The organism is Erythrobacter sp. S158 (assembly GCF_057364915.1).
This window is the reverse complement of sequence record NZ_CP200279.1, coordinates 1,617,595-1,635,587: the sequence shown is the minus strand read 5'-3', so window position 1 is coordinate 1,635,587 and position 17,993 is coordinate 1,617,595. Positions and strand designations below refer to the sequence as shown.

Sequence of the window (17,993 nt, the reverse complement as noted above, 5' to 3'; positions counted from 1 at the left end):
GACTTTGCGTGTAGCCCCCTCTCTCATGAGGCGTCTGGCAGCAGCACTCCTATTGGTGCTGCTGCCTTTCGGCGTGTCTGGAGAGGGGGCATTCGCACAGGAAACCGAGACCGAAGCCGAGATCATCGGCACGGTCACCAATATCGCAGAGGCCAGTTGGCTTTTGCGCGGGAGGTCAGCCCAGACCTCCTCGAACGAGGTGACATTCGACGTCACCCTTCCGCCCCCGGAAATTCGCGCATTTCGCCCGGCGCCTCAGGGCAGCGTCGAGCTCAATTTCCGGGCACCTTTGTGCAGTGCGATCGGCCAATCGGCCCAAGGCGGCGCTGGCAACAACACTTCGAATGTCCCGCTTGCTCCGCGTGAAGGGATGGTCGAGGTAACGGACACCCTTCGGGCAGGGCAAACATTGCTGTTCGAGGTGACTGCACTGGCTGCAAACCGCGATCCGAACGAAGTCGACCAGCTTTCCATCACAATCACGACTTCGACCGGCGATCGCGAGGTTGAGACAATCTTCGAAACCGGTCTCAACACGGGCGTGTTTGTGGGTCAGATCGACACCGTGCGCATGCCGCCTGCTCCGACCGAAGGCGATTGTAGGCTGAGCATTGCCGATGGGGCGTCGATCTCTGTGGCGGCAAGCCTGCCGGGCCAGGACGAGGTCATCATCGAGACCGCCGTCGAAGTTTTGGCCGATCCGTTCGGAACGGTATTCGACAGCGAGACGGGCGAGCCGGTCAACGGTGCGCGTGTAACCCTCGTCGATGCGCTTACGGGTCAACCTGCGACCGTTTTTGCAGAGGACGGCGTAACCGAATGGCCTTCCAGCGTTATTTCGGGCGACCCGATTATCGACGGGGCTGGCCGGATTACCGATATGGGGCCGGGCGAATTCTGGTTCCCGCTCACCTTCCTTGGCACATACCGGCTCCAGATCGAACCGCCGGAGCCTTACACCGCGCCATCTGTCGTGAGCACTGCTGATCTCAGCCAGCTCACCGCTCCTGATGGGGGCAACTACATCATTCTTGATGCTTCGTTCGGTGGCAATTTCGTCCTGGACGACCCAACGCCGGTTCAGGTTGACATCCCCGTCGACCGTCCGAGCCTCGAAATTGGTCTCGACAAGGTCGCCTCGCGCGATCGCGTGCAGCCCGGCGATGTTGTGTTCTACGCGATCACCGCGAGCAACGCTGACCCATCGCGCCCCAAGCGCAATGTCGTGCTGAACGACACTCCTTCGCGTTTTCTGCGTCTCCGCCCAGACACGATCCGCATCGACGGAGCAGAGGCTCCTGAGCAGGTCGAGATTGCCTCCGACGGACGCTCTTTGCGAATTGCACTCGGCGACCTTGAAGGTGGGACCTCGCGCCGCGTGACCTATGCCATGTCTGTGCTGCCCGATGCGCCTCCGGGCCGCGCATTGAACGATGCCGTGACTACGGACTCACTCGGTCGCACCGCGCGGGCAAGCGCGGTCGTCGATATCGAGCGCGACAGCATTGCTGACCGCATGACGGTTATTGGTCGCATCACCGCCGGACCTTGCTCTGTTCGCGACACGCGCGACAATCCGCGTCGCGGCATCCCTGGCGTTCGCGTCGTCATGGAAGACGGCAGCTACGCCATCACCGACGCGGATGGCCGCTACCACTTCGAAGGGGTTGTGCCGGGCACGCATGTCGTCGCCGTTTCGCGCATGACGTTGCCGGAGGGCGCTGAGCTTGTCGATTGCCACCGCTCGACCCGCAACGCTGGCAGCGCGATGTCGCGTTTTGTCATCGGGCAGGGCGGCAGCCTCGTCGTCGCGGAGTTCCATGCCATCGTCCCGGAGGGCGGCATCGAGGAAAACGCGCAGTTCGCCGAGACGCGCCCTGACGCGGCGACCGCCCGCGCAATCAACTCCATTGCGGGCGGCCTCGATGACAATGAACCTGCGCTCGATGCGGACATTCTGGTCGAAGCCGGTCTGCCAGAAAGCACCGCAGAGGCGGCCGGCAGCTTACCGGCTGACTATGATCCAAACACCGACTGGATCGCTCTCGGTGATGGCGAGGATGGGTTCCTGACGCCGGGTCTGACGGCAAACCCACGCGCGCCTGCCATCCGCGTCGCGATCCGCCACCGCCGCGGCCAGACGGTGGTGCTGAAAGTCGATGGCAAGGAAGTCAGCCCGCTTGCTTTCGACGGCACGCTGACCCCAGACACAGGCCGGTTCGCGGTCAGCACCTGGCGCGGGATCGTGCTCGAAGACGAGCGCACAGTTCTCGAAGCCGACATCATCAATTCCTTCGGCGAGATATCGAAGACATTCACGCGCGAAGTGTTCTTCACCACGACGCCGACGCGCGTTGAACTGGTGCCTGAGCAATCCAACCTGATTGCTGATGGTCGTACCCGGCCCGTGGTCGCTATCCGCGTCCTCGACCGCAACAACCGTCCTCTTCGCGAAGGCGTTTCGGGCAACTTCCAGCTGAACGCGCCCTATGAAAGCGCAGAGGCACTCGACCGTCAGCAGCTAAACCAACTCACCGGCTTTGCACCCACCGCAGCGCGCTGGGTCGTTGAGGGCACCGAGGGCATCGCGAAGATCGAGCTCGCACCGACGATGGTCAGCGGTTCGCTGCGCCTCGATTTTGAATTCAACGACGGTGAGCTTGTTCGCGCACAGCAACTCGATGCGTGGATTGAGCCGGGCGATATCGACTGGACCATCGTTGGTCTTGCCGAAGGCACGGCCGGCGCTCGCAGCGTTGCGGACAATATGCAGCGCACAGGTCGCTTCGACAGCGACCTTGGCGATGATGCTCGCGTTGCTCTTTACGCCAAGGGCCGCGTGCTCGGTAAGTTCCTGATGACGCTCGCCTATGACAGCGCCAAGCAGCGCGAAGACCAGCGCGTTCTTGGGACAATTGACCCGCAGGCGTACTACACTGTCTTCGCCGACGCGTCCTCGCGCCGCTTCGATGCTGCGAGCCGCGAAAAGCTCTACGTGCGCATCGAAACGGCGACCTTCTATGCGCTTTACGGCGACTTCGAGACCGCTTTCGACCAGACCCGCCTGGCTCGCTACAACCGCACGGCAACCGGCGTGCGCGGCGAAGCGCGTTTCGGACAGGTCAAGGCCAACGCCTTCGCCGCCGAAATCTCGACCCGCCTCCAGCGCGATGAAATCCAGGGGCAGGGCATCACAGGGCCTTACCAACTCGGTAGCCGCCGGATCCTCGCCAACAGCGAACGCGTGACGCTCGAAGTGCGCGACCGTTTCCGGTCCGAGTTGATCGTCTCGAGCACGCGCCTCACGCGCTTCATCGATTACGATATCGACCTGCTTTCGGGCACCATCACGTTCTCGCGTCCCGTTCTGAGTCGCGACGACAACCTCAATCCGCAGTTCATCGTTGTCGAATACGAAACTGACGGATTGGGTGAGGCTGAACTCAATGCCGGCGTGCGCGCCGATTGGACCAGCAATGATGGCGCGATCCGCGTCGGCGCCAACGCAATCACCGACAAGGGCGAGGGTGAGCGCACCGATATCGGTACGCTGGACCTGCGCGCTCGCATTGGCGCTGGTACAGAGGTTCGCGGCGAAGTCGCCATGAGCCGCCGCGAAGGCGAAAGCGCAACCGGCTGGCTCGCCGAGGTACAGCACCAGACCGGCAAGCTCGACATTCTCGCCTACGCTCACCAACTCGACGCCGACTATGGCCTCGGCCAGCAGAACGGCGCTGAGCTTGGTCGCCGCAAGATCGGTGTCGACGGACGCGTGCTCCTCAACGACAATCTCAGCCTGCTAGGCAGCGCATGGCAGGATGACAGCCTGACTGACACGTCTCGCCGCCGCGCTGCTCAGGGGCAGGTCAATCTGACACGTCAGCGCACCGATCTTCGTCTTGGTCTTAGCCATTTCAACGACCGCCTTGCGGACGGCAGCACCAACACTTCGACCGTGGTCGAGGCGGGCGTGACGCAGCGACTGATCAACAATACGCTCGAACTTTCAGCAGCCACCGCGCTCGCGCTCGACGACGCGGAGAGCGCTGACCTGCCCGCGCGCCATCGTTTGAGTGCCCGTTATGCCGTGACCCGCAACGTCCGCCTTGTCGGGACATACGAGATTGCCGATGGCGCGGAATTCAACGCGCGCCAGCTTCGCGGCGGTCTTGAAGTCACGCCGTGGCAGGGTGGACAGATCGTGACCTCGGTCGGCCAAGAAAGCATTAACGAACTCGGCAATCGCACCTTCGCGGCATTCGGCCTCGCGCAGACATGGCAGGTCAGCCCGGAATTCACGCTGGACGCGACAATTGACGGCAACCGCACCCTCAATGGCGCACCTCCCACAAGCGACCTCGTCAATCCGCAACAGCCGCTTGCGACCGGGGGACAGATCACCGGCAACCTCGATTTCGAGGACTTCACCGCTGTCACTTTCGGCGGCGCATGGCGCAAGGATCGCTGGAGCGTCACCGGGCGCGGCGAGTATCGCGATGGCGAACTGGCCGAGCGCATGGGAGCTACCATCGGCGCAATCCGCCAACTTGGCGAGGGCAGCATCGTTGGGTCAGGCGCGACGTGGACGCGTGCAGAAGACGAGTTTGGAGCGACGACGCAGATCGTCGACGCGGCCATCGCATTTGCCCATCGCCCCGACGCCTCGGAATTCGCCATGCTCGGCAAGCTCGAATTCCGCAGCGATGAGATCACCGGCGGTATCGCAGGACAGGCCAGCGGCCTTGGCGGAGCCGGTGCAGGGCGCACCGCTCTGATCGTCGACGGCGATGCCACTTCGCGCCGTCTGGTCGCCAGCTGGAGCACCAACTGGAGCCCGCGCGGCTTTGACCTCAACGAATTCGGCATCGAAGAAGAAACCCGCCGCGACGAGTACACGCTCTTTATCGGAGGTCGCTACAACTTCGACGAGTTCGAAGGGACGGAGTTCTCCGGCACAACCGTGCTTGTCGGTGCGGATGCGCGCATCGGTATCGGCGAGCGGTTCGAAATCGGGGCCAGCGCTACCGTGCGGACCAATCTCGATGATGATGTAACCAGCTTTGCCTATGGCCCGACTATCGGTTTCGTACCGGTCGACGGGATTCTGCTCACGGTCGGCTACAATGTCGAAGGTTTCCGCGACGGCGACTTCTCGGCTGCCCGGAACACCGACGAGGGCGTTTTCGCCGCCGTTCGCTTCAAGTTCGACACCGATACGTTCGACTTCCTGGGGCTTGGCCGATGAGTATGAGCGTCATCTCTCATCGCCCCATGGTAAACGCCGTATTTACCATCTCTAGGTACATCCTGCGCATGCTTGGAGCCGTGCTTGCCGCAAACCGCAAAATTGTATTGCTCGCGCTCGCCATGTTGGCGGCTAGCCTTGCAATTGCGGCTCCTGCTCACGCTCAGAATGCCGATATCGATTGGGCCGACGCCGGGATAGCCAGCCAGGGCTCGCTGCCGAGCGGGACGAGCGCGACGGGATCTGATGGCAATGTTGCAACAATCACGTGGTCGAGCCAGTCGGTCGCACCGAGTACGTTCGATCCGGCTTTCTCGCCAACATTCGTGAGCTATTTCAACGGCACGATTGGCGGTGCAGCGTCGCCGCTGTTGGTAAGCTTCGACAACTCGCAGTATGATCCCAATGACCGAATTGTCATCACCATCTCTCTGACCGAGGCGGTGAGCAACCTCACATTTTCGCTCGGCGATATCGACTTGGGCAGCTTCGCCGATGCGGTCGAGGTTTATTACGATGACAATGGAAGCGGCACGTTCACGAACGCCGCCACCAACAACGCCTTCTGGGCTCTTGGTGCCTCTGTCAGTCGCACCAATGATGCGACCGTAAACGGCTGGCGCGGCACGGGCGGGTCGGCGACCGCTGCGACCGATGGCAATATCAATTTCGATTTCGGATTGCAGGCCGTTCAGCGCATCCAGATCGTCTATTTCAGCTACACCGGATCGGGCGACCCGGTTGGCCAGTTCATGGGTATTTCGGACTGGCAATATTCGGCGCCGGACGCCGACCTTTCACTCACGAAAGCTCTGATTGGCTCACCGCCGGTGCAGGGCGGCACTGCCGTCTGGCGTCTGATCGCGACCAACAATTCCGCATCTATTCTCACCGCGGACAATGTGGTGGTTCAGGAGACCTTTCCGTCTGGGTTCACTTTCTCCAGCGCATCGGGCGATGGTTCCTTCGATACGGGAAGCAATCAGTGGAACGTGGGAACGCTTGCTCCGGGTGAAAGCGCGACGCTGACAGTTACGGGGACAGTATCGGCGGCTGCAGGATCGACGCTGACAAATGTAGCGGAGATCATCGCTTCCAGCGCAGTCGACCTGGATTCAACGCCCAACAACGGGGTCACGTCCGAGGACGATTACGCCAGCGCGAGCTTTACCGTGCAAAGCGGCCGCTCACCCGGCATCCCTCCGGTGCTCTCGTGCCCGGCGGGACAGTCGATTTTTGACTGGGACGGTATTTCCGGTTGGGTTGCTGGTTCGACCGACAACACGTACGCGTTTGCAAGCTACGGAGACATCCGCTTCCAGCTCAGCAACGACGGCGCTTACGTCAACAATGGGACTTTCGGTGGTCAGTCGCCGACCGTGACGGACACGTTCGAGGGCGGCCTCGTTCCGGCGGAGGATAGCCTTACAATCCTCGCGAACCAGGCGAACAGAGCCGGAGAAGTCGAGGTCGTCATCACCTTGCCCCGTGCGTTCACCGGATTACAGTTTACTGTGTTCGATGTCGACTTCGGCACCAACCAGTTCGCGGACCGGCTCGAAGTCGTAGGCTCAAACGGCGGAGCGACTGTCACCGCAGAGCTGACAAACGGCAACGCGAACTTCATCAGCGGCAACGTCGCCATTGGCGATCTTGCTTCCGGCTCTGCCGAAGCACTCGGCAACGTCGTTGTGACCTTCACCGGCACTGTCGACACCGTCATCCTGCGCTACGGCAACCATTCGACTGCCCCTGCCGATCCAGGCCAGCAGGGCATTGGCATTCACGATATCAGCGTCTGCGATCCGTTCACGACACTCAGCGTGAGCAAGGTTAGCTCTGTCATCGCCGACCCCATCAACGGAACAACCAATCCCAAGGCCATTCCCGGCGCTACGATCGAGTATCTCATCACCGTTGCTAACACCGGCGGAAGCGCAACTGATGCCGATACCGTAACCGTTTGGGATGATGGTCCAGCAGATGCGAAATTGTGCCTGATCAACCGGGCGGGTGGGCCGGTGATCTTCAACGATCCGGGCAGCAATTCCAATCTCACGTATTCATTCTCAAGCCTCGCCGCGACGACCGACAATCTTGAGTTCTCGAACGATGACGGAGCGAGCTTTACCTATACGCCTGTCGATGATGGCTTCGGATGCGATGGTGCAATCACCGACTTCCGCGTTCGACCCGGAGGCGCTTTTGCAGCGGGCGGAGATTTCACGCTTACTGTGAGGTTTGAGGTCAGATAGCTGGGTGTGATTTGCTGCAGTGCAGCAGGCATGTTGACCGCGCGGTCTGAGCCACTACACAAGTCGCCATGCAGTCAGCCCTTGCTCCAGGAGCGCCGCCGTCGCTTGCGACCCTGCTCGAAGGGCAAGACATCGCGCTTTTTCTGGATTTCGACGGGACGCTGGTAGAATTGGCCGAGGGGCCGGACGCCATCGCACCATTGCCCGATCTCGCCGAGCGGCTCGCCCATCTCGCGCATCGTCTCGAAGGGCGCTGCGCCATCGTGAGCGGGCGGGGCATCGACGATATCGAACGGCATACCGGGCCACTATCTCTGGCGATGGCTGGGTCGCACGGATCCGATATCAGAGGCGCTGATGGTTCAGCTATCGGTAACGGGCCTGCAGAAATCCCCGCCTCGATCGAACAGCGCCTTCGAGAGTTCGCCGCGAGCGAGGGACTCGAATACGAACACAAGCCCCACGGCGGCGCACTTCACTACAGGCGGAACCCTCACAAAGGGCCGAGCGCTCATGATTTTGCCGAGGCGCTCGCGGCGGAGCATGGCTGGGCTGCGCAGGGTGGGAAATGCGTGGTGGAGCTTGTGGCAGGCGATGCGAATAAGGGCGCTGCCGTCTCCTCCTTGATGCAGACGGAAGCATTCTCAGGCGCACGCCCTTTCTTCATAGGCGACGACCTCACCGACGAAGCAGGCTTTCGGGCCTGCGATGAGATGGGCGGAGCAGGCATCCTTGTTGGCGAGCGCGAGGAAACGCGCGCGAAGTATCGCCTAAAGACGGTTTCGATGGTCCATTCATGGCTGGAGCTTTGACGTTTGGCACACACACCCTCTCTTGAACTTTGGCCAATCGGAAATTGCCAGGTTTCCGGCCTGATCGACGAGACCGGGGCGCTGGTCTGGGGCTGCGTCCCGCGCGTCGACGGCGACCCGGTGTTCTCCGCGCTTCTCAATGGAGAGCAGCGTGATGCAGGGATCTGGCGCTTCGAGCTCGAAGGGCAGTGTTCGGCGAGCCAACGCTACATCCGCAACACGCCTCACCTTCTGACCACGCTTGAAGCGACGGATGGCAGCGCTGTTGAAATCCTCGATTTCTGTCCCCGTTTCGAGCGGTCGGGTCGGATGTATCGCCCGGTTGCCTATGTCCGCATCGTCCGCCCAATCAGCGGCACGCCGCGTATCAAGGTGGTGCTGAACCCGACCAAGAATTACGGCGCGGGCGTTGCTGACACCACTCACGGCACGAACCACATCCGCTATCTTACAGGAGCGACTTGCCTACGCCTCTCGACCGATGCACCGGTTGGTTACATCCAGGAAGGCCGCACCTTCCGGATCGAGGATGACACGCACTTTTTCCTCGGCCCGGATGAGCCATTTGTTGGAAACCTGCGCGAACAGATCCGCTCAATGGAGCAATCGACGCGCAAATACTGGCAGAACTGGGTGCGCATGCTCGCCATTCCGCTTGAGTGGCAGGAAGAGGTGATCCGCTGCGCAATCACTCTCAAGCTGTGCCAGCATGAAGAAACCGGAGCGATTGTCGCGGCGCTTACGACGTCGATCCCGGAGGCCGCGCATTCGGAGCGCAACTGGGACTATCGCTACTGCTGGATCCGAGACTCCTATTACACGATCCAGGCACTCAACCGCCTTGGTGCGCTGGATGTGATGGAGAAGTATCTCGCCTATCTGCGCAATATCGTGGACGGCGCGAAGGGCGGCCAGATCCAGCCGCTGTACTCTGTGATGGGCGAAAGCGAGCTCGATGAGACGACCGCGTCCTATCTCGCCGGATATCGCGGCATGGGGCCTGTGCGGCGCGGCAATGCCGCGTACAAGCAGGTTCAGTACGACTGCTACGGCCAGATCGTGCTGCCGAGCGTTCAGGGCTTCTTCGACCAGCAACTCCTGCGCCCCGCGACCGAGCACGATTTCGAGAACCTCGAACAGGTCGGCAAGATGGCATGGGCGATGCACGATCAGCCTGATGCCGGGCTCTGGGAATTCCGCACTCGGCAGGAAGTGCACACCTATTCCGCGGTGATGTGCTGGGCCGCGTGCGACAGGCTCGCCAATGTTGCGCGCCATATCGGTAAAGAAGACCGCGCGAAGGTCTGGAGCGACCGCGCCGAGGCCATCCGTGCAAAGATCGAAGACAAGGCTTGGAAAGAGAACGGAAAAGGGAGCCACTACGGCGCCAGCTTCGAATCTGACTATCTCGATGCGAGCCTTCTCCAGATGGTCGAGCTGCGCTTTCTCTCTCCTGACAATGAGCGTTTCCAACAAACCTTTGCCGCAGTGGAAGAGCATCTGCGGCGCGGTGATCACATGCTGCGATATGCCGCTGAAGACGACTTCGGCGCTCCCGAAACCGCGTTCAACGTCTGCACGTTCTGGTTGATTGAGGCGTTGCATCTCGCGGGCCGCGACGAAGAAGCGTGCAGCCTGTTCCGAACCATGCTCAGCCACACGACCAAATCGGGGCTCCTGAGCGAAGACCTCGATTACGAAACCGGCGAGCTTTGGGGGAACTTTCCGCAGACCTATTCGCTGGTTGGAGTAATCAATTGCGCTGGGCTGTTGTCCAAACCATGGAGTGAAGTCCGATAGCGAATGCCCAATCCCGACTGGTGGTTATCTCCAATCGCGTCGCCGTTCCAAAGGCGCGCGGGGTGGCGGGTGCTCAGGGAGGGCTCGCAGGCGCGCTTAACGCAGCGCTAAAGGATCGGGGCGGGGTATGGTTCGGATGGTCCGGGCAGGAGAGCGAAGACCGCACCGGCAACATGGACCTGCAACGCAATGACGGTGTGACGACGGCAACAATCGACCTCTCAACCCGCGACGTGGGTGAGTACTACAACGGTTATGCCAATTCGACGCTGTGGCCACTTTTTCATTACCGCATTGATCTTGCCCGGTTCGAGAACCGCACCGGCGAGGGCTATGAAAGGGTCAACGACCGTTTTGCCGAGAGCGCGCTCCCGCTGATCGAAGAAGACGACCTGGTATGGGTGCACGATTATCACCTGATCCCGCTTGGCGAGCGGCTTCGTTCACGCGGGATCAAGAACCGCATCGGTTTCTTCCTGCACACACCGTGGCCTCCGACGCGATTGCTGACCTCGCTGCCGTTTCATGAGCGGCTGGTGCGCACGATGCTTTCGTACGATCTGATCGGCTTTCAGACGAAGGAGTGGCTCTCAAGCTTCGTCCACTATTGCGAGACCGAGCTAGGCGCGAAGGTCGATCACGATACCGGGCGCATCACGCATGAAGGCCGGACGACCACCGCGCGCGCTTATCCCATCGGGATCGATTGGAAACACTTTCAGGCGCAGGGCGACACAGGCGAAGCGCGCAATGCTAGCCAGCGCCTCCTCGCATCGACACGGCACAGGACCGCAATGATTGGGGTTGACCGGCTCGACTATTCCAAGGGACTGCCTGAACGGATCGACGGCATCGGGCGCTTCTTCGACGAGCATCCTGAGCGCACACGCGACCTGGTTTTCATCCAGATCGCTCCGCCGAGCCGCGAAGACGTGGAAAGCTACCAGCAGATCCGCGGGTTGCTTGAGCAGAAGACCGGACAGATCAACGGCGCGCGCAGCGAGGTTGATATCGTTCCGATCCGCTACGTGAACCGAGGCTACACTCATGCCCAGCTATTCGGGTTTTTCCGCGCAGCCAAGATCGGGCTCGTCACCCCTCTGCGTGACGGGATGAACCTGGTCGCCAAGGAATATGTTGCAGCTCAAGACCCGGAAGATCCGGGCGTACTGGTCCTCTCGGAATTCGCGGGCGCAGCGCATCAGCTAGGATGCGATGGCAAGGGCGCCGTGCTGGTCAATCCCCACAGCCCCGACGCGCTGGCGGGAGCGATCCGCAAGGCGCTCGACATGCCGCTTGAAGAGCGCAAGTCGCGCTACGAGGCGATGATTGCGACGGTGCGCGACGATGATGTTCGCGACTGGACCCAGAATTTCTGCACTGATCTCGCGGCTGACTGATTTCAGATAGCGCGGCGCGCGGGTCGGCGTTCTTCCTCCACCTGTCCAGAGCTTTGTGCCAGATACGTCTTGAGATCGGTGTGCTGTGGCTGGTCGCCGCGTTTTGACAGGATACGCTGAATACGGCTGGTGAGGCTTCGTGGGTCGAAGGGCTTGCGGATATAGTCCTGCGCGCCTGCATAGATCGCCTGGTTCTCGTCATCTGCTCCGCTCATCGCGGTGAACATGATAACCGGCAGGTCGTAGAAGTTCTCGGATTGTCGCAGCTTGCGCAGCAGGCTCACGCCCGAAATGCCCGGCATGTTCTGGTCAAGCAAGAGAATGTCGGGCCGTCGTCGTTGCAGGAGCGTCCAGCATTCCTCACCGCTCGTCACCCAGCCGCAGGCGTGTCCGGCATCGATCAGGACCTGCGAGGCGAGTTCGGCAATCAGTTCGTCGTCATCTGCGATAAGTATGAACGCCATTATCAAGGGGCCATTGTTGCTTCGGGTCGCTATGCGACCGCGCTGAAAGGGTCGGTTTGCAATAGGCACGGTGACACAAATTCGCCTTTGGCGTCGCCTCCGTTCCACTACCTACAATCGGCGCGTGCGCGCTGTTGCCCGATGGCGGGCGCGCTGTCAGACGGGACGCATCATGATTCGCGAGACCAAGCTCGAACCCTTCCTGCCAACCGATGGCATACACAATCTGCGCGATTACGGTGGCTACGCGGCTGCTGATGGTGCCCGCGTCAGGAGCGGCCTGCTGTTTCGCTCAGGCCAGCACATGGAAGCCTCCGACGAGGATCTCGACACGATCCAGAGCCTCGATATCCGTACAATCGTCGACCTTCGCGGCCTGAGCGAGCGGACGAGCTTTCCCTGTCGGCGGCACGATGAGTTCGGTGCCGATGTCATCGCGTTCGACGGCGAGACCACAAGCTCACCGCCACATGAAGGCGGATGGGACAAGGAGGACATGACTGCCGAAAGGGCGCGTCAGCGCATGCTCTCAGTCTACACCCGCATGCCCGTAAATCCCGCGATGATCGAGATGTTCTCCCGATATTTCAAGGCGCTGGAAACGCGCGAGGGCGGTAGCCTTGTCCATTGCTTTGCGGGCAAGGACCGCACCGGGATCGCAGCAAGCCTGCTTCTTCATGTGCTCGGTGCTCACAAGGATGACGTTGTCGCCGAATTCATGCGCACCAACGATGCACCGACCCAGCATATTCTCGAGCGCCAGTCGCTACCGCGCATGGAGGCGCATTACGGCGAGATAGAGCCCGAGGCGATCCGCAACCTCATGGGAGTGCGCGAGGAGTATATCGAGCGCTACTGGTCCGAGGTCACCCGCGACCACGGCAGCGTCGATGCATACCTTGCAAATAGCTTAGGTGTGGATGACACAAGGAAAGCTCGCCTCAGGGAGCGGTTCCTGACGTGACAAGGCTGCGCTGCGACCCCATATCGCACGGTAACGACTGACCAGATTTGAAGAGACGACCCATGGCTACTCATCACACCAAGATGCTCATCATCGGCTCCGGCCCTGCTGGCTATTCCGCAGCGATCTACGCCGCGCGCGCCATGCTTGAGCCGATCGTGGTTCAGGGCCTGCAACCCGGCGGCCAGCTTACCATCACCACCGATGTCGAGAACTATCCCGGCTTTCGCGACGTGGTGCAGGGGCCTTGGCTCATGGAAGAGATGAAGGCGCAGGCCGAGCATGTCGGCACGCGCATGATGTACGACATCATCACCAGCGTTGATCTCGAAGGCGGCTCGCCTTTCCGCGCAGTCGGTGACAGCGGCGACGAATACATCGCCGACACGATCGTGATTGCGACGGGCGCTCAGGCCAAGTGGCTTGGCGTTCCCGGTGAGCAGGAGCTCGGCGGCAAGGGCGTTTCGGCCTGTGCAACCTGCGACGGCTTCTTTTATCGCGGTAAGAAGGTCGCGGTGATCGGCGGCGGAAACACCGCTGTGGAAGAGGCGCTCTACCTCACCAACCACTCCGACGACGTGACCCTGATCCACCGCCGCGACGAATTGCGCTCGGAGAAGATCCTGCAGGATCGCCTGTTCAAGAGCCCCAAGGTTTCGACGCTCTGGAACAAGACTGTCGAGAGCTTCGAGGCAGGGGAAAACGGCACGCTTTCGCACCTCGTCCTCAAGGACACGCAAACCGGCGAGACTTCGACTCTCGAAGTGGACGGTGCTTTCGTCGCGATCGGTCACGCCCCCGCGACCGAGCTGTTCAAGGGCAAGCTGCCAATGGATGAGAGCGGCTATCTCGATACCGAGCCTGGCACGCCCAAGACTGTCATCCCTGGCGTGTTTGCAGCCGGTGACGTAACCGACCACGTTTATCGTCAGGCTGTCACGGCAGCAGGCATGGGCTGCATGGCCGCACTCGACGGCGAGCGTTTCCTTGCGACCATGGACGACGCCAAGCAAGAGGCCGAAGCGGCGGAGTAGAGCCTACTCCGCCATCCGGCGTCAGGCGAAGGCGACGAAGGCCGCTTTCGCGATCAGCGTGATCAGCACGACGCTCGACAATGCGAACAGCACAAACCGCACCATCACCTTGTTAGCGGTGACTTGAACGAGGCTGTGCACTACGCGCAGCCCGACATAGATCCACGCCAGGAACGCGTTGGCTCCGCCCCCTTGGTCGAGAAGCGCCAGGACAATGGCGACCGCGTAGAACACCGTCGGCTGTTCGTGCAGGTGGTTGTAGTTGTGCGCTTTCCATTGAACCTCGCGCGGAAGCTTCTGGTCGAGCAGCCCCACGATCTGCGCATCGTCGGGCGCGATTTCGGCCTTCGCCATGGCAGGGATGCGCGACGCATACATCCACGCCCAAATGATCATCGTCCAGATCATCAGTGCGATAACGGGCTGCAGGATTTCTATTCCGATCATGTCGTGTCTTCCGATCAGGTCTTATTGAGGCGCGAGGCTTGGGTCGGCGAATGCTGTCGCCATCACTGCGCGAACGGCGAGGATGATCAGGACGAATGTGCTTGTGAAGAACAGCACGATCCGCACCGGGATCTTGTTGACGAAGATCTGCCACAGCGAATGCACCACGCGGATACCGACATAGATCCATGCCAGCATCACATCGAACGCGCCTGCACCTACCACCGCGAGGATTAGGCTCACCGCGTAGAACAACGTCGGTTGCTCATGAAGGTGCGTATGGTTGTGCGCCGGCCAGTTGGCCTTGTCAGGGATGACGCCCTCCAGGTCCGCGCCGCGCACGCCTTCCTTACGGGGCAGTTTCGACTTGTCTTCGACCTTCGCTATTGCGCCGAAGCGGTACGGGATGATCCAGAACAGTACGATCAGCGTCCACACCACCAGCACAGCGGCAGGCGCGAGCATTTGGGCTTGCATTGCGAGCGATCCCCTTCCTCTCCTAATTGACGCCTAACTGCGAGAGGCGGGTTCGATTGTCAAATGCAACTGGTCAGGAGCCTGTGCGCGGTGCCTTCAGGACGTGAAGCTGGAAGTAGCCGAGCTTGCCGCGCGTTGAAGTGAGTTCCGTGCCATGCGCTTTCGCAATCCGGCGCGCCGCTTCGGGCAGGTCGCTGCGGGTCCGGACGTGGAACTTCGCGAGCCATTTGTGGAGCAGTCTTTCAAGCGGTCCAGGCAGACCGCTGAGATCACCGAAATCGACGATATGCAACTCACCGCCGGGGGCTAGCTGGTAAGCTGTGTGAGCGAGGGCACCCTCCCAGTCCGGGATCATCGAGAGCGAATAGGACAACGCGATCCGGTCGAAGCCTTTCTCGCGCAGACCCGGCTCGCCGAACGTCTCGTCAGCATCGAAGGCGCAGGCATCGCCAAGGCCGAGCTTTGCGTTTTTCCCAACGGCCTTGCGCGCGTTCTTCAGCATCTCTGACGAGATATCGAGCCCATAAAGCTGCACCCCCGGCCACGCTTTGCCGATCTTGGCGAGGTTTCGTCCTGTCCCACAGGCGACCTCCAGCACCCGCATCCCCGGCCTCGCATCAAGCCCCTCGATCAGCGTGTCGCGTCCGAAGAGGTAGTACTTGCGCGTCAGGTCGTAGATGTGGCGCTGCCCCTTGTAGACGCTGTCCATCAGCGCCCCATGAGAGGTGTTTGCGGTCTGCGCGTCCATCAGGCGAGCTCGTAGACGTGCACGCCGCCGTAGATCGAAGAGCGGTCATGTGCGGTGAGGTCCGCCGACAGCTCATCAAGATAGCGCCATTTCGACAGGATCGCATCGTCGAGACGGCCCGGAAGCATCGTCGGTTCGGCCGCAGTGCGGAACAGAACGCGAGCGCCGGGGCGAGAGGCGCGTGTGATCCGGCCCCACAGATCGTCGAGCTGCGCGTTGTTCATCCAGTCCTGCGCATCGAGCAGCACGAAGCGGTCCATCGAAGCTTTCTCGCGGTCGCCGATCCAATGGACCATGTTGGCGCGCACGACGTCGAGGCGGTCGATCCGTTCGCGCATCGCTTCCCAGTTCTTCCGCTGAAGGTATGGAGGCAGCGGCGCGTCCTCGGCGCGGTCATAGCCGCGACCGAAGGCTTGCCAGGCGAAGTAGTTGTCCTTGATCTCGAAGTCGCAGGCGAGCTTCTCCAACCGGCGGCGCAGGACCTCCGCCATGCGTTCATCGCCTGCAAGCTCGTCGAACTGCGCGGGGGGAATGCCGAGGCCGAACAGCGAGGCGGGCTGATCGGTCAGCCAGCGGATGAAGCGCTTGTCGAAGACCGGCGCGAGCTCGGTCTCGAACACCGCGCGCTGGTCTTCCAACGTCTCGGCTTTGAGCAGCTTGGTGAGGTCGATCTTGTAGAGCTTGGCGAACAGGTGAGCGAGGCCGATGAAGTTGCCGAGCAGGCCGCGGCGATACAGTCCCTTGGTGAAGTAGCTGATCCGCCGACGCCCACGGATGTCGCGCTTCTCCCAGTATTTGCGGCTTTCCTCGTCGAGATGCGGGGCTATCATCTCCTTGTAGACCGCCTTGTTCTCCTTGTGGTCGGCATGCGCGAAGAAGCGGTGGAAGCGTTCGTAATTGGGCAGGTGCTTGATCGCCGTGATCTTGAGCTGACCCAGCGCGACGTGAGCGCGGTTGAGGTCGACTGCCGTCACGCTTGCGGGGTTCGCGGTGAGGTAGGAGAGCGCATTGCAGCTGCCGCTCGCAATGCTCATCACGCGGCTGTCGGGTTCGATCGCGAGGCCTTCCATGTCGCACACTGGGTCTTCCCAGATCTGCGCGTAGACAAGGCCGTTGAAGGCGAGCGCGAAGGCCTTGTCGAGCAGCTTGTCCTTTGTGCTTGCGTCCTTTCGCACCACCGCGTCTTCGATGATCCGTTTGGGTTGAGCGTTCATGGGAATTGGCCTCGTGAGGGATGGTGAGGGGTGTTTATGATCGGCGCATGTCGCTTGTGTGACGGTTTCCACAGATCGCTTGGCCGCTACGGCATCCTATACTCCGGCAAGGATGGTCTGCGCAAATCGCGCAGGGTCCGCATTGCCGCCGGTGAGCATGATGACTGTGTCTTCGTCGACCGCAACCTTGCCAGCGAGTGCAGCGGCGAGGGCAGCTGCGCCGCCCGGCTCGATCACCATGCGCAAGTTGGCAAAGGCCCAGCGCTGCGCCTCGCGAACCTCGTCGTCTGTGACGGTGACGCCGGGCTCGGCGCGTTCTTTGAGGACGTCGAGATTGAGCTGCTTCGTGGCCGTGGGTTGGAGCGCATCGCAGATCGTGCGCGGCGCATCGTCGGCTGCGCTCACGATCGCGCCGGTTGCGAGCGCCTGTCCCACCATGTCCCAACCTGCCGGTTCGACGACGTGGATCGCAGCGTTCGGGCAGGCGAGGGCATGGCCTGCGGCAAGCCCGCCACCGCCGCAGCACACGATGAAGCGCGAAGGCTGGCGGCGAAGTTGGGCCTGCGCCTCTACCCCGGCGCTTCCTTGCCCTTCGATGACCCACGGATCGCCGAACGCGTGGACGAGCGTGCCGCCCTGGTCGGCGATCAGCCGTGCTGCCACTTCGTCGCGATCTTCGCCGGGGCGGTTGTAGAGCACGACCTCGGCCCCGAGTGCGCGGGTGTTCGCGAGCTTCACCTCGGGCGCATCGCGCGGCATGACTATTGTGGCCTTGATCCTCAATCGCTTCGCCGCCCAAGCGACGCCTTGCGCGTGGTTGCCCGAAGAGACCGCGACCACGCCGCCAGCGCGCTCTTCTTCCGAAAGCGAGGAGAGCCGCCACCAGCCTCCCCTGATCTTGAAGGCGCCGATGGGTTGCAGGTTCTCTGCTTTCACGAAAGCGCGCGTGCCCGCGATCTCGACCGCGAGCAGCGGGGTCGGCGGCAGGATCGCCCCGATGCTCTTCGCCGCTTCTAGCACCCCTTCGCGAGTCGGTTTGCGGCCAGCGTTCATCGGCTCGGCACCCCCATGATACACCCTAACATGGACCGCATGTTACACGGTCCAGAGGCTAATAAAACTCCCGGAATTCC

Annotated in this window: 13 protein-coding genes; 7 read left to right on the top strand and 6 right to left on the bottom strand. The window is 61.6% G+C overall.

Translation table 11 applies throughout. From position 1 onward, the window contains the following. Positions 1-25: 25 nt before the first annotated feature. The 5 genes from AC0V6T_RS08085 to AC0V6T_RS08065 all read left to right on the top strand — a co-directional run bounded on the left by AC0V6T_RS08085 (position 26) and on the right by AC0V6T_RS08065 (position 11,512). Entirely contained in the window at positions 26-5,245 is a 5,220-nt protein-coding gene (locus AC0V6T_RS08085) for a TonB-dependent receptor (protein WP_486125874.1), read from the top strand. Next, positions 5,242-7,500: a DUF11 domain-containing protein gene (locus AC0V6T_RS08080; RefSeq protein ID WP_486125872.1), complete on the top strand. Its 2,259-nt coding sequence runs from the start codon at positions 5,242-5,244 to the stop codon at positions 7,498-7,500. The genes AC0V6T_RS08085 and AC0V6T_RS08080 overlap by 4 nt, the downstream gene beginning before the upstream one ends. Before the next feature lie 68 nt (positions 7,501-7,568). After that, positions 7,569-8,312: a trehalose-phosphatase gene (gene otsB / locus AC0V6T_RS08075; RefSeq protein ID WP_486125870.1), complete on the top strand. Its 744-nt coding sequence runs from the start codon at positions 7,569-7,571 to the stop codon at positions 8,310-8,312. 3 nt (positions 8,313-8,315) lie between these two features. After that, positions 8,316-10,112 (top strand): glycoside hydrolase family 15 protein, encoded by a 1,797-nt coding sequence (locus tag AC0V6T_RS08070; protein WP_486125868.1) that lies wholly within the window; start codon positions 8,316-8,318, stop codon positions 10,110-10,112. Positions 10,113-10,174: 62 nt separating this feature from the next. Beyond that, positions 10,175-11,512 carry an alpha,alpha-trehalose-phosphate synthase (UDP-forming) gene (locus tag AC0V6T_RS08065; RefSeq protein ID WP_241761175.1) on the top strand — a complete coding sequence of 446 codons (1,338 nt, stop codon included), beginning with the start codon at positions 10,175-10,177 and terminating at the stop codon, positions 11,510-11,512. Positions 11,513-11,514: 2 nt separating this feature from the next. On the opposite strand, the gene AC0V6T_RS08060 is transcribed toward AC0V6T_RS08065, so the two are convergent. Next, on the bottom strand, positions 11,515-11,976 hold the full coding sequence (locus AC0V6T_RS08060) for a response regulator (RefSeq protein ID WP_007163905.1): 462 nt from the start codon (positions 11,974-11,976) through the stop codon (positions 11,515-11,517). Positions 11,977-12,148: 172 nt separating this feature from the next. Here AC0V6T_RS08060 and AC0V6T_RS08055 point away from each other — a divergent pair, with 172 nt between their 5' ends. Together AC0V6T_RS08055 and trxB are read left to right on the top strand one after the other, a co-directional pair. Beyond that, a complete protein-coding gene (locus AC0V6T_RS08055; protein ID WP_486125865.1) occupies positions 12,149-12,940 on the top strand; it encodes a tyrosine-protein phosphatase in 792 nt (263 codons plus the stop codon). Between the two features lie 62 nt (positions 12,941-13,002). Beyond that, the gene (gene trxB, locus AC0V6T_RS08050) at positions 13,003-13,974 is read left to right on the top strand and encodes a thioredoxin-disulfide reductase (protein ID WP_486125863.1); all 972 of its coding nucleotides are present in this window, start codon (positions 13,003-13,005) and stop codon (positions 13,972-13,974) included. A gap of 21 nt (positions 13,975-13,995) precedes the next feature. On the opposite strand, the gene AC0V6T_RS08045 is transcribed toward trxB, so the two are convergent. From AC0V6T_RS08045 to AC0V6T_RS08025, 5 genes are all read right to left on the bottom strand, one after another. Then, a complete protein-coding gene (locus AC0V6T_RS08045) occupies positions 13,996-14,421 on the bottom strand; it encodes an MAPEG family protein (protein WP_007163908.1) in 426 nt (141 codons plus the stop codon). 21 nt (positions 14,422-14,442) lie between these two features. Next, positions 14,443-14,898: an MAPEG family protein gene (locus AC0V6T_RS08040; RefSeq protein ID WP_486125861.1), complete on the bottom strand. Its 456-nt coding sequence runs from the start codon at positions 14,896-14,898 to the stop codon at positions 14,443-14,445. A gap of 73 nt (positions 14,899-14,971) precedes the next feature. Further along, positions 14,972-15,646, bottom strand: a complete 675-nt coding sequence (locus AC0V6T_RS08035) for a class I SAM-dependent methyltransferase (RefSeq protein WP_486125859.1) — start codon at positions 15,644-15,646, stop codon at positions 14,972-14,974. Further along, positions 15,646-16,860: a BtaA family protein gene (locus tag AC0V6T_RS08030; RefSeq protein WP_486125857.1), complete on the bottom strand. Its 1,215-nt coding sequence runs from the start codon at positions 16,858-16,860 to the stop codon at positions 15,646-15,648. The genes AC0V6T_RS08035 and AC0V6T_RS08030 overlap by 1 nt, the downstream gene beginning before the upstream one ends. A gap of 96 nt (positions 16,861-16,956) precedes the next feature. Next, a complete protein-coding gene (locus AC0V6T_RS08025; RefSeq protein ID WP_486125855.1) occupies positions 16,957-17,913 on the bottom strand; it encodes a threonine ammonia-lyase in 957 nt (318 codons plus the stop codon). Positions 17,914-17,993 lie beyond the last annotated feature (80 nt).

Bases quoted from the DNA above. Each gene is read 5' to 3' on its own strand.
- AC0V6T_RS08085 (WP_486125874.1), top strand. From the start codon at position 26: ATGAGGCGTCTGGCAGCAGCACTCCTATTGGTGCTGCTGCCTTTCGGC.
- AC0V6T_RS08080 (WP_486125872.1), top strand. From the start codon at position 5,242: ATGAGTATGAGCGTCATCTCTCATCGCCCCATGGTAAACGCCGTATTT.
- otsB (WP_486125870.1), top strand. From the start codon at position 7,569: ATGCAGTCAGCCCTTGCTCCAGGAGCGCCGCCGTCGCTTGCGACCCTG.
- AC0V6T_RS08060 (WP_007163905.1), bottom strand. From the start codon at position 11,976: ATGGCGTTCATACTTATCGCAGATGACGACGAACTGATTGCCGAACTC.
- AC0V6T_RS08055 (WP_486125865.1), top strand. From the start codon at position 12,149: ATGATTCGCGAGACCAAGCTCGAACCCTTCCTGCCAACCGATGGCATA.
- trxB (WP_486125863.1), top strand. From the start codon at position 13,003: ATGGCTACTCATCACACCAAGATGCTCATCATCGGCTCCGGCCCTGCT.
- AC0V6T_RS08045 (WP_007163908.1), bottom strand. From the start codon at position 14,421: ATGATCGGAATAGAAATCCTGCAGCCCGTTATCGCACTGATGATCTGG.
- AC0V6T_RS08040 (WP_486125861.1), bottom strand. From the start codon at position 14,898: ATGCAAGCCCAAATGCTCGCGCCTGCCGCTGTGCTGGTGGTGTGGACG.
- AC0V6T_RS08035 (WP_486125859.1), bottom strand. From the start codon at position 15,646: ATGGACGCGCAGACCGCAAACACCTCTCATGGGGCGCTGATGGACAGC.
- AC0V6T_RS08030 (WP_486125857.1), bottom strand. From the start codon at position 16,860: ATGAACGCTCAACCCAAACGGATCATCGAAGACGCGGTGGTGCGAAAG.
- AC0V6T_RS08025 (WP_486125855.1), bottom strand. From the start codon at position 17,913: ATGAACGCTGGCCGCAAACCGACTCGCGAAGGGGTGCTAGAAGCGGCG.